A 12,911-nucleotide genomic window follows, 5' to 3' on the forward strand; every position below is an offset into this window, starting at 1 on the left:
AAAATATTTTTATCTTTGTTTGTTTCAAGGATATAGAATGAAATCGAAAGAAAAAGTTATATTGGGAATGAGTGGAGGGACAGATAGCTCTGCGGCTGCTCTTTTCCTACAGCAAGAAGGTTATGAAGTGGTAGGTGTTACATTTCGTTTTTATGAGCCTGAAGGGGATACTAGGTATCTTGACGATGCTCAGGATACGGCTCATATTCTTGGGATACAGCATCAAATTTTTGATGTAAGACAGGAGTTCGAAGAGAAAATAATATCTTATTTTATAAATGAATATATGGTTGGACGTACTCCTGTTCCATGTATTGTTTGTAATAATTCTTTCAAATGGCCGCTTTTGGCACGTATTGCAGATGAGAAAGGCATATTTTATATTGCTACGGGACATTATGTGAGGAACAAATTATATAATAATTCCAATTATATATATACCGGGTTGGATAGAGACAAAGACCAGTCTTTTTTCTTATGGGGATTAAGACAGGATTTGCTGAAGCGAGCACTTTTCCCTTTGGGTAGATTTACTAAAGGTCAGGTCCGGGAATTCGTACGTCAGCGAGGGTTACTAAAGATGGCGGATAAGAAAGATAGTTTGGGAGTTTGTTTCTGTCCTGGGGATTATCGTTCATTTCTTCGAAACCGTGTGTCCAAAAGTAGCTTTAATGTGGGATTTTATGAAGATATATCGGGTCATGTACTTGGAAAACATGAAGGGTATCCTTTCTATACAATTGGTCAGCGTCGAGGTCTTGGTATTAATTGGCAAGTTCCGATGTATGTGCAAGCGATTATTCCGGAAACCAATAGAATAAAGTTGTCTCCATTATCAGGTTTATATTGTAATACAATGTTATTGAAGGCTGTAAATATCGTATCGAGAGAAGATTTCGATAATCAGGAAGTGATATGCCGTATTCGTTATCGTAAACAGTCTGTATTATGTAGGGTAGAATGGTTATCAGAAAATCAAGCGAAAGTATCTTTTTGTGTGCCGGAACATTCGATTGCTCCGGGACAGGCAGCAGCTTTTTATAAGGGGGACCGTTTACTTGGAGGAGGAATAATCGAAAAAGCATTGTAAAGTATATTGTGATTCTTGAGAATATATGTTCATTAAAATAAAGGTGATATATGAAGAACACGAAAAATAGTGCTTCTAAGAACTTTGGTAGGCAAATTTTCGATGAAAAGGACTTCCAGTCGAAATGCTATATGGTAACAGGGAACAGTACAGATATATCGTCTATTTTTGCTTCCTTGCAAGAAGAGACGGGAGGTGTTGCTATCGTTTGTTTTGATGGGAATTTATATATAGAGATAGATTCTAGCCCTATATGTATGGATAAAGGTACTTTATGTACATTCTTTTCCGGAAATCGTTTTGAATATAAGGGTTCTTCTCTGGAATTCATTGGATATATTGTTGTGATAGGTTCTTATTTTATTTCGAATCTTGATACACATATATCTATTACATATTTTTTGTATAATAAAAATAATCCGGTAATTCCCATTCCTTCGGAAGAGCTAAATACAATACAACGGTCATTGCAAATATTTTCTGATAAAATGGGAAGGACTGATCATCCGTATCATAAAGAAATTATGAGGGAGATATTATTGATTGCTATGTATGAAATATGTGCTGTTTATGAGCAACAAGAACCTAATATTTCGGATAAGAAAGAACGTCTTAAAAAAGAGGAACAGTTAAAAGAGTTTCTTCGTTTGGTCGAATTGAATTGTCGAGAAGAAAGGGCCCTTGAATTTTATGCGCAAAAATTAAGTCTTACTTCTAAATATTTATCATCCAATATTAAATCTTTGACAGGATATAGCGGTGCAGAATGGATACATCATATTTTGTTGTTGAAAATAAAATCAGTTTTACGCTCTTCTCCTATGTCTATGCAGCAGGTTGCAGATTATTTTCATTTTCCAAATGCATCTTTCTTTGGGAAGTTTTTTAAAAAATACACAGGAATGACGCCTCGGGAATATAAGTTGAATGCGTAATTGAAGGGATGTTTATTTTGTTAACAAGGCCTTTATATAAATTTTTATAAGGGCTTGAATATCTTCTGTAATATTATTTTTTTTTAAGCTATTCCGAAGTGAATTGAGAATATAATAACTAAATTCTGCTTTTTGCTTTTTGGGCAGCTGTTTAAAGGAGGAGACTACATCGACATCAAGGATATCCGGGATATTAGGAAAGATGTTGTATTGGTTACAAATTTCCTTTATGAGCCGTTTTGTATAATCATTTCCCGTATGACTCTCAGATATTTCAATGAGAGCTTTTATCAGAGCAGATATTCCATCATACAAATATGTGTTCATAAGACTTAGTTTATGATCGGGAAGATGTAATATATGTACTTAGATATATAATAATCTAAATTCGCTTCAGAGAAGAAACTTTGTCATTAAATAATGATTCGATTGTAGTTCTTGGAATCTTACGTGTAGAAAAGGGGTATAGAAACTGAGCTTTATCTTATGAAGGCTCTGGCTAAGACCCAACCGGAGATAAAGTCAGTTCTACACCCCCGATTTACTTTTTTATATAAAAACCTTATCTGCCCGAATAGAACAAATGATTTATCTATTGTTAGTAAAAGGGTTGTGCAGAACTTTCTTTATGCTTCTCCAGTTAAAAATACAGCCAGAATTTTCATAAGAAGCACAAATATCTGCTCGTAAAAAGACACTTGTTATATAAAGGGTCTCTTTTATTTTGCAAATATACGAACCTTTTCGTTAAGCGGCAGCAGAATTGAAATGAAAATTCTGAAAGTGCCGGTATACGGAAGTTCTCAATAAACAGGTTAATAGTATTCCATTAAATGTATGTCCATATTTTATTGATTTTAAATATTATAAACAAATATAACTAAAATATTCGGATTTTCGCTATAATATCCTATATAATTAGTTTGTTGAGGGAAAAAATAAACGGATTATTCAGTTTAAAACATATACTTAATAATCCGTTTATGAAAAATTGAGAAGTAGATTTTTTATTCGGTCTTTATTTCAGAAATTTTTCCTTTCTTTATTTGCATTATAGCTGTGCTCAAAAGTAAAATAAAAATGACTATAATACATGCATATGCTATATAAGTCGTAATGGCTATTGATTGAGGCTCAAATCTGAATATAATTTCATGTTCTCCTGCAGGAATATCTAATCCTCTTAAAACATAATTAACCCTTGCCATTTCGGCTTTTTTCCCGTCAATAGTAATATTCCAGCCCCAAGGGAAAAAAACTTCAGAGAAAACAGCACTGCCACCTTTTGAAGTCTTAGCTTTATAATGTAGTTCATTCGGTTTATATGAGGTTAAGAATATGGTATCACCTTGAGTATAGGAAGAGATATATTGTCCGAAAAGATTTTTGTATGACTGGTCAGCTATTGCCGTCGTTTTCTCATTAAATTCGATTAATGCATCCATCTCTTCGTGGGAATCTTTTACCCATTTTATATTGGAAACAAACCAAGCATTGCCCATAGCATTATGATTGGGGATGGCTTGTGGTTGTCCATTATTATCTCCCGGGACAATAAAGTATTTTGCATTCAACATATTGATTACATGCTGATTATTATTGACTAATTGATATTTTATAAGGTCATCATATCTTCTTAATTTTGCAGCGTGGTATCCTCCGATAGATTTATGGTGGTAAGATGTCGATGCATCGTTAAAGGGATCAGAGGTCAGATTATATACCCTATAATGAGGGTCGGGATCTGCCAGTATTTGGCGGTCAGCAGCGGTCATTGGGAATGGCTCTTTAATTGTCCGCTCAGGGACGAAGTTTTTAGTGCTAAGATATCGTTTATTGACGTTATACATATCTCCTAAAACAATAATACCTATAGCAACGATTAAAGTCGATTTTCCGACTTTTCCTATTGAATAAAGCCATAGGAATCCTATACCTAAGATTATGATAGTGAAACTTCGCCAGGCGTCGGAAACAAAAATTGCTTTTCGGGCAATCTCCATATTGGCAAATACTTCGCCATATTCCATATTCTTTGCAAGAAAGTCTTTTTCATATCCGCTTGTAAAATTAAAGAATAGGGATGGGAACAGTGCAAATAATAATGCCATTCCTCCTGTCAGAATGAAAGCAACGATTGTATATGTACGCTGTTCTAATAATAGTTTTGGCTTTGTGATTAGTTCTTTCAATGCAAGTATTGCTAATAATGGTATACAGAACTCTGCAATAACAAGAATACTTGACACTGTACGGAATTTGTTGTACATCGGGAAATAATCTATAAACCATTGTGTTACGGGAAGAAAGTTCTTTCCCCATGATAGTATGATAGACAAAAACGTTACTGCTAAGAGTGCCCATTTTAGTGACCCTTTAACTATGAAACAGCCTAAAATGAAAAGAAACATAATGAGGGCTCCTGCGTAGACTGGACCTGATGTTCCAGGCTGGTCACCCCAATATTGATTCATTTGAGCGACATATTCACGCATATTAGGTGAAACGTTTTCTAAAGCTTTTTTGTTATTTCCTATATAGCCCGAGGCTCCACCTTTAGTATCCGGGATAAGTAATGTCCACGTTTCCCCTATACCATAACTCCATTGTGTGATATATTCCGTAGAAAGACCTGACTTTGCTTCTTTTTCTTCTTCTGCACTTTGCTTTTTTTGTTCTAATCCGGCCTGACCTCTCATGGTTTCCTTAGAGTATTCATATGTATGATACAAATTGGGCAGATTGGCTCCTACGGCCAATAGTCCTGCGATTATCAAGGACCCGGTTGCTTTGAAAAAACGAGAAAGTTGTTTTTGCTTATAAGCATCTATAAAGCAAGCGATAACGATGGCCGCAATTACAAATAGAAAATAATAGGTCATTTGGATGTGGTTCGAAACAATTTGTAGCATGGCAAAGAAAGCTGCTAATGCTGCACCTGCTAAATATTTCCCTTTATAAGCCAATAGAATGCCTGCTATTGTTGGGGGAATATAGGCCAAAGTGATGAATTTCCAGATATGACCGGCTGCTATGATTATAAAAAAATAGGATGAAAAAGCATAAGCAATTGCACCTATGAGAGCCAGGGGCCATTTAATATGTAAAGTTATCAATAGAATGAAAAATCCTAACATCATAATGAAAACTAATGATGCTGGAGTTTTTATCCATAGATGATAGGCGTTTGTAATCTGGTTTATCCAAGTATTATTGTCATAACTGGGGGAGATTTGGAAATTAGGCATTCCAGAAAAAATAGAGTTAGTCCATCGAGTTGTTTCTCCGGTTTTTTCTTTAAATGCAATACCTTCTTGACCGATGGCAATGCCTTGTTGCATATCTCCCTGAAATAAGACTTTATTCTCGAAAATATCGGGAGTAAAATATATATATGACAATAAAATCATGAATAGCACTGACCCAATGTAGGGAAGAGCTTTTTTCATCAACTGTTTATTCATAAAGCTTTTATTAAATTAATAGCGATAATGTTCGGGCTTAAATGGTCCGTTTTTAGGAACGCCGATATAGGCAGCTTGTTTTTCGCTCAGTTCTGTTAGTTTGACACCGAGTTTACTTAAGTGTAGACGAGCAACTTCTTCATCCAATATCTTAGGTAAACGGTATACCCCGATTTTATAACTATTTTTGAATAATTCAATCTGTGCAAGAGTTTGATTTGTAAATGAATTACTCATAACAAAAGAGGGGTGTCCTGTAGCACAACCTAAGTTTACAAGTCGCCCGTCTGCCAATAAAATGATTGAGTGTCCTTCTGGGAAAAAATACTGATCTACTTGAGGCTTTATGTTTCGGCATTGAATTCCCGGATAATTTTTTAATTTGTCTACTTGAATTTCATTGTCAAAATGACCAATATTGCATACAATTGCATTATCTTTCATTTTTGATAGATGCTCGATACGTATTATATCGCAATTTCCTGTAGTGGTAACATAAATATCACCCTCCGCCAAAGCGTCTTCAACTGTTGTTACTTCATATCCTTCCATTGCAGCTTGTAATGCACAAATCGGATCGATTTCTGTAACTAAGACTCGGGCCCCGTAGGAGCGCATTGATTGGGCACATCCTTTACCTACGTCACCGTATCCGCATACAACGACGACTTTTCCGGCAATCATAATATCCGTAGCTCGTTTTATACCGTCTGCTAAAGATTCTCTACATCCGTAGTGGTTATCAAATTTCGATTTAGTTACAGAATCGTTTACATTAAAAGCCGGGAACAATAATTTACCTTCTTCCATCATTTGATATAATCGATGTACTCCAGTTGTCGTTTCTTCAGAGACACCTTTTATTTCGGGAAGTATTTGAGTCCATAATTTGTTGTCGGCATTTAAAGTTGCTTTTAATATTTTTATCAGTGCGATTTCATCTTGGGTTTCCGGTGTGTAATCTAATGTAGAGGGGTCTTTTTCTGCCCGATATCCCATATGTAACATTAAAGTTGCATCTCCTCCGTCATCGACAATTAGATTCGGCCCTTTTCCGTTTGGAAATCGTAATGCCTGGAGTGTACACCACCAATAGTCTTCGAGAGTTTCCCCTTTCCATGCAAAGACCCGAACTCCAGTTGCCGCAATTGCCGCTGCTGCATGATCTTGTGTGGAATATATGTTACAACTAACCCACTGTACCTCTGCTCCTAATTCGACTAAAGTTTCTATTAATACTGCAGTTTGGATAGTCATGTGCAGGGAACCCATGATTCGGGCACCTTTTAACGGTTTATCTTTTTTATATTTTTCTCTGAGGGCCATTAATCCTGGCATTTCTTTCTCTGCTAATTCTATTTCTTTACGTCCGAAATCGGCTAATGTAATATCTGCTACTTTATAAGGCAGTTGTGAAAACAATTCTTCTGTCATGTCGTAATCAATATTTTGTTTGCAAATCTACGAAAAAATGTGAGATGATTTTGGGGTATCTATATAAAAATGAATATCTGTTACTATGTTGAGCTATAATTAGATATGTTTCTTCAATAAGAAGAATGCCGAAGTTGTAAAATAATTCCTGATATAGGGTATGTGTGAAAGTATTGGGGATAGCTTTCTGGGTTTTAAGCCAAATTTGATCTCGTAATGAGGATTTATAAAGTAGAGTGTTTCTTTTTGTATATCGTATCCGGTTTTTTTAGATAGTTTTCTGAAATGTTCGACGGAGATCTGACAAGACTTTATATCAAGGAGCTCTTCTACTTTTTCGGGGATTTCGTTTCCAGCTTTTAACAAAGTTTTGTATATTGGATTGGGCAAAAGATGGATAAACGGAAGATGTGAAATTATTTTGTTTCTGCAAGTTTGTTGGTGCCCCCCAAAAGGCATTTGCCATGCAGGGAATCCGATAAAGATGATACCATTATCTTTCACATAGATTTTTAGTTGTTTTAGCAATTTTTCTTTATCGGCGATATGCTCTATGACGTCATGCATAATGATGATATCGAACAGTTTTCCAAAATCATCTATTTTAAAAATGTCAGATGCTATTAATTGAGCCTTAAGTCCTGCTTCTAAAAAGAAATCTTGAGCTTGTTTTATTCGGTTTATTGAGATGTCTATTCCAGTGACTTTGCATCCGTATTGTGCAAAAGGAAGAAGATTACCTCCATCACCACATCCGATTTCGAGAATCGAGCATTCTGGGGTTAATTCGAAATGTTGTGTTAAGTATGGGATGTAATATTTTTGGCTGGTTATACTTAGTTCTTCAAAGTATTTTTTTCTGTTTAAATGGCGTTCCTGCATAATGCCGATTTTTAATGAAAATATATGATGTAAAGATATAATATTTATACTGCTTATGCAATGGAATCGGTATCAAATTGTTGGGATAAAAAGGAAAGGGCCCTTCATTGAAGGGCCCTTTCCTGTAAGTTTATTTTCTATTATTATTTGATAGAAGAAATATCATATTTTGCGAATTCAAGGTCAGTAGCAGCTTGTTGTGCCATGTTGCTGTCTAAGCTAACAGCTTTTTTCAAGTTGTCAGTAACAGCTTTTTGATTATTGGTACGAGCTCCGACAACGGCCATCAAATAATATGTAGTTGCATTAGGTTCACTAACGGCAGACAACGTATTTTTAGCTTTATTGTAATCTTTTGTTAAGATTTGAGCTAGCGCAGCATTGTTGGTTTTGGAATCACCAAATGCGCGTACAGCTTTGGTGTAATCACCTTTTTGCATGTAGAGAACACCGAGAGCATCGTTCAATTCATTAACACCTGCTGATTTGCCAAATGCTTGTTCTGCACTGTTGAGTTCATCTTTAGTAAGGTCGATCAAGCCTAAGTTCATTTGTACTTCAGGAGAGTTCGGGTTTACTTTTGCAGCTTTCTTGAAATTGTTTTCTGCACCATTAAGATCTCCTTGTTCGAAGTTGACCATACCTAAGTTATTGAATCCACGATAATCGTTCGGGTAGATTTCTGTAGCTTTTTTGTAGATTGCAGCTTTTTCTGACGGATTTTTAGTCAAAGTAGCAGCATAGAGAAGTTCATCTACAGTAAGAGATTTAGGATCTGAAGCAGCCAATTTGCTGATTTCTTCGTCAGATTTACCAATAACATCGATTGCTGCAGAGATTCTGGAATAACGAAGTTTGGGTAAAATTTCTTCGGCCAAGATCTGGAATGTAGAAGACATATTTTTGATTTCTTGTTCTCTTTGTTCTGGATCTTTGTACATAGATAATACACGAAGAATAAGGTCTTTATCCTGAATGTTGGATTTAGATACTAATTCTTGGAAGCCTTCCCAATCTTGAGCAGTAAATTCAGCTGTCATGTCAGCTTCTACATTGTTATTCTTCATTTGACCTTTCATGTATTTTACTGTCGCATTTTCACGATTTTCGGCCAAAGTAGTATTTAATTTTACACCTCCATCAGGAGAAGCATAAGACGAAATATTTACGTTTGTGATTTTTTTATTGGGAGCGGCAGCTGCATCTTTCAAGTTTGACTGGAAGTCTTGAACTTCTGCTTTTTTCAGCTCTTCAGAACGAAGGTTAGCTTGTTGTATCAAGAATAAAATGTCAGCTTGATAATTTTCTTTAATGATACGTTGGAACTTATCTGCAGCGAGAGCTGGAGTCAAGGAATTCGGGTCACATATTTCTGCTGTGGAAAGAACACCTTCTGCAACTTTAACGCGAGGCAAGTCATATGATTTTTTGCCTTGAGAAACTTTAAATGCCAGATATAAATCTGATTTTCTCATAGCGGGAATATATTTAAATGAAGTTTTCATTGTAATATTTCCACCCAATTTGTAAGAAATAGTTTGGTCATTTCCAACAACTTTTTCACCTTGATAGGTGTACGGAGTTCCTGCAGTTTCTCCACCTTCATATACCAAATATGGAGTAACGACTACAGTTGCTTTTTTGTTAAAATACTTTTCCGGGAACTGGCCGGTAATAGTCGCTGGAACTTCACCACCAACAACTTCAAGTGGATTCGGGGTTACAGTAAAGTACTCGGCTTTAAGTCCTCCCATTTTTTTACACCCTACAAAGGCTACCAATACAGCTAACAATAAGGGTAAATAAAGTTTTTTGTTCATAACTAATTGTTTATTTGGTTACACTTATACTTTTATAATTGCAAAAATAGTAAGTTCTCTATATTTCTGTTTTTATTGTCTATAAAATATATTATCATTTGTTTACAACAATACATAAAAAATACCGTTACAAATATAGTTAAAAGTATAATAGGCTTTGATATATTGTCTTAAAATTAAATCATTGAATAGTTTAAAAAAACAAAAATAAAAGAGAAAATCCCCTTGATATGGATATTATATATATATTTTTGTAAATAAATGTTGCTTTTTGAATAAAACCTATCAGCAAATTTTTTATAATCTTTCAGTTTTGGTTTTATTATCATAAATTTATTTGTGGGTATTTCTGGGGTGATGTGTGAGAATTTCACTTCGTAAAAATTCGTTATCCATGTGGGTATATATTTCGGTGGTAGTAATACTTTCATGTCCTAACATTTGTTGTATTGCTCTTAAATTGGCTCCACCTTCCAATAAGTGTGTTGCGAATGAATGTCGTAAAGTATGAGGACTTATTTTTTTAGAAATACCACATTTTTTGCATTGGTTGCGTATAATATAAAAAATCATTACACGGGTGAGTCGGCCGCCTCGACGGTTTAGGAAAAGAATGTCTTCATCTCCTTTTTTTACATCAAGCTTGTTTCGGTCTTGCAAATATAAGTTTATTTCGTGGAGAGCGGTTTGGGAAATTGGGACCAAGCGCTGTTTGTCTCCTTTACCTTCAATAATAATAAATTCTTCTTTGGGATATATTTGTGAGAGTTTTAAATTTATCAATTCAGATACTCGAAGCCCCGATCCGTACATTACTTCAATAATAGCTTTATTGCGTTGTCCTTCGGGTTGAGATAAATCGAAAGATGATGATAGTAAATCAATTTCTTTAACGGTGAGGACTTCGGGCAATTTTAATCCGGTTTTAGGACCTTCAATTAATTCTGTCGGGTTATGTGTTATATAATTTTCAAGTAAAAGAAATTCGTAAAAAGATTTGATTCCCGATATGATACGAGCTTGGGTGCGAGGTTGAACTTTATCTTGTTGCAATTTGTGGATGAATTTGTGCAAATCTATAGATTCAAATATTTCTATTTTTATGTCACAGCTATCTATATAGGAAATCAGCTTTTTCAAATCGTCGAGATAAGCGTGAACAGTATTTGCAGATAACCCTTTTTCTATTTTCAGATAAGAAGTATATTTTTTTATTATTCCTTCTTCGTTAAGTATCATAGTATAGCTGATTATATATTCAATTTTTTTATCTACTTTTGCATCATCTTTGTATAATCGGATATTGGGCTGTTGAAAGTGCTCAAACAGAACAATTGCCATTACAAAGATATAAATAAGGATGATTAATTATGAATATTTTAATTATTAATGGCCCTAACCTAAACTTATTGGGAAAACGAGAAAAGAGCGTTTATGGGGAGAGTTCGTTTGAAGATTATCTTGAATTGTTAAGAAAGCATTATCCGGATCATATTATTCATTATTTCCAGTCGAATATTGAAGGTGAGCTTATAGATCAAATACATAAATATGGTTTTGACATAGATGGTATTATTTTGAATGCAGGAGCTTATACGCATACATCAATTGCCTTGTCCGATGCTATACGTGCAATTCCTGCTCCGGTTGTCGAAGTACATATTTCTAATATTCATAATCGGGAATCGTATCGTCATGTATCAATGATTGCGGCAGCTTGTAAAGGTTCGGTAATAGGTTTTGGCCTTGACTCATATCGTTTGGCTGTTGAAGCTTTGGTAAATAAATTATAATAGAAAGTAACATAATAAATAAGTATATGTCTAAACACACTAAAATTGTTGCTACAGTTTCGGATTTGAGGTGCGATGTAGAATTCGTCAAAGCATTGTTCGATAATGGAATGAATGTAGTACGTATGAATTCTGCGCATTTAAATGCTGACGGGTTCAATAAAATCATTACGAATGTAAGAGCCGTGTCAAATACGATAGCTATTCTGATGGATACTAAAGGCCCTGAGATGCGTACGACTACAATAGAGGATGATGGGAGAGTGAATTTTGTGACTGGGGATCGGGTAAAAATGGTTGGGGATCCGAATATTCCTACCACTAAAGAATGTATAGGTATTTCATATCCCAATTTTGTCCAGGATTTGACGACGCAAAGCCGTATTCTTATCGATGATGGAGAAATTGAGTTTGCTGTCTTGGAAAAGCATCCTGATTACTTATTGTGTGAAGCACAAAATGAAGGGGAGCTGGGGTCAAGAAAGAGTGTCAATGTACCGGGTGTACGAATCAATTTACCATCCTTGACGGAAAAGGATAAACGAAATATTCTTTTCGCTATAGAACACAATATTGATTTTATTGCACATTCTTTTGTACGTAATAAGCAAGATGTTCTTGATATACAAGAAATATTGGATGCCCATAACAGTGAAATAAAAATTATTGCGAAGATAGAGAATCAAGAAGGTGTTGATAATATTGATGAGATTCTTGAGGTCGCTTATGGGGTAATGATTGCTCGTGGAGATTTGGGTATTGAAGTTCCGCAAGAAAAGATACCGGGTATACAGCGTATTTTGATAAAGAAATGCGTTCAGGCTAAAAAACCGGTTATTGTGGCGACTCAGATGTTGCATTCTATGATAAAAAATCCTCGGCCGACTCGGGCAGAGGTTACAGATATCGCTAATGCGATATATTATCGTACCGATGCTTTAATGCTCAGTGGGGAAACAGCTTATGGAAAATATCCTGTAGAGGCTATTGCTACTATGTCGAAAGTTGCAGAGGAAGCGGAGAAAACAAAACTTTCCGATAATGATATTCGTGTAGTTACACCTGAATCAGCGATGGATGTTACTTCATTTTTGGCAAAACAAGCAGTAAAATCTTCAGTGAAGTTAGGAACCAAAGCTATCATTACAGATAGTTATACCGGACGCACGGCTCGTTATGTCGCAGCATATAGAGGCAAATATCCAGTTTTGGCCGTATGTTATAAGGAACGGACAATGAGAGAGTTGGCACTCTCCTATGGTGTTTTCCCAATGTATCAGGCTGAGACTAAAACATCGCGTGAATATCTTTATAATGGGCTGAATTTGTTGATTGGGCGGGGATGGCTTACGCGAGATGATTTAATTGCTTATGTAGGAGGGGCTTTCGGAGAAGGCGGAGGTTCTACATTCCTTGAAATAAATCAGGTGGACCGAGTGTTAGATGATTATCATCACTATGTATTGCCTAATTTAGAGGAATCGGATCGTTGA

Annotated in this window: 10 protein-coding genes; 4 read left to right on the forward strand and 6 right to left on the reverse strand. The window is 35.4% G+C overall.

Features of this window, described 5'->3' with window-relative positions; genetic code table 11:
* Window positions 1-37 precede the first annotated feature (37 nt).
* Both mnmA and BN2628_RS11305 read left to right on the forward strand, forming a co-directional pair.
* Window positions 38-1,090 carry a tRNA 2-thiouridine(34) synthase MnmA gene (mnmA, locus tag BN2628_RS11300; protein ID WP_055097311.1) on the forward strand — a complete coding sequence of 351 codons (1,053 nt, stop codon included), beginning with the start codon at window positions 38-40 and terminating at the stop codon, window positions 1,088-1,090.
* A 50-nt stretch (window positions 1,091-1,140) separates the two neighbouring features.
* On the forward strand, window positions 1,141-2,025 hold the full coding sequence (locus tag BN2628_RS11305; protein WP_082430169.1) for a helix-turn-helix domain-containing protein: 885 nt from the start codon (window positions 1,141-1,143) through the stop codon (window positions 2,023-2,025).
* A 12-nt stretch (window positions 2,026-2,037) separates the two neighbouring features.
* On the opposite strand, the gene BN2628_RS11310 is transcribed toward BN2628_RS11305, so the two are convergent.
* The 6 genes from BN2628_RS11310 to xerD form a co-directional block, all read right to left on the reverse strand.
* Window positions 2,038-2,352, reverse strand: a complete 315-nt coding sequence (locus BN2628_RS11310) for a hypothetical protein (RefSeq protein WP_055097315.1) — start codon at window positions 2,350-2,352, stop codon at window positions 2,038-2,040.
* A 680-nt stretch (window positions 2,353-3,032) separates the two neighbouring features.
* Window positions 3,033-5,489: a YfhO family protein gene (locus BN2628_RS11315; protein ID WP_055097317.1), complete on the reverse strand. Its 2,457-nt coding sequence runs from the start codon at window positions 5,487-5,489 to the stop codon at window positions 3,033-3,035.
* Between the two features lie 15 nt (window positions 5,490-5,504).
* Window positions 5,505-6,923 carry an adenosylhomocysteinase gene (gene ahcY, locus BN2628_RS11320; RefSeq protein WP_044226750.1) on the reverse strand — a complete coding sequence of 473 codons (1,419 nt, stop codon included), beginning with the start codon at window positions 6,921-6,923 and terminating at the stop codon, window positions 5,505-5,507.
* Window positions 6,924-7,022: 99 nt separating this feature from the next.
* The gene (locus tag BN2628_RS11325) at window positions 7,023-7,805 is read right to left on the reverse strand and encodes a class I SAM-dependent methyltransferase (RefSeq protein WP_044226753.1); all 783 of its coding nucleotides are present in this window, start codon (window positions 7,803-7,805) and stop codon (window positions 7,023-7,025) included.
* A gap of 143 nt (window positions 7,806-7,948) precedes the next feature.
* Window positions 7,949-9,625 (reverse strand): tetratricopeptide repeat protein, encoded by a 1,677-nt coding sequence (locus tag BN2628_RS11330; RefSeq protein ID WP_021929799.1) that lies wholly within the window; start codon window positions 9,623-9,625, stop codon window positions 7,949-7,951.
* A 333-nt stretch (window positions 9,626-9,958) separates the two neighbouring features.
* Complete coding sequence (gene xerD / locus BN2628_RS11335) at window positions 9,959-10,864, reverse strand: site-specific tyrosine recombinase XerD (protein WP_044227030.1); 906 nt, start codon at window positions 10,862-10,864, stop codon at window positions 9,959-9,961.
* 131 nt (window positions 10,865-10,995) lie between these two features.
* Here xerD and aroQ point away from each other — a divergent pair, with 131 nt between their 5' ends.
* Window positions 10,996-11,418: a type II 3-dehydroquinate dehydratase gene (aroQ, locus tag BN2628_RS11340; protein WP_021929801.1), complete on the forward strand. Its 423-nt coding sequence runs from the start codon at window positions 10,996-10,998 to the stop codon at window positions 11,416-11,418.
* Window positions 11,419-11,444: 26 nt separating this feature from the next.
* Complete coding sequence (gene pyk, locus BN2628_RS11345; protein WP_044226756.1) at window positions 11,445-12,911, forward strand: pyruvate kinase; 1,467 nt, start codon at window positions 11,445-11,447, stop codon at window positions 12,909-12,911.

It is taken from the genome of Gabonia massiliensis (genome assembly GCF_001403595.1).
GTDB lineage: Bacteria > Bacteroidota > Bacteroidia > Bacteroidales > Coprobacteraceae > Coprobacter > Coprobacter secundus.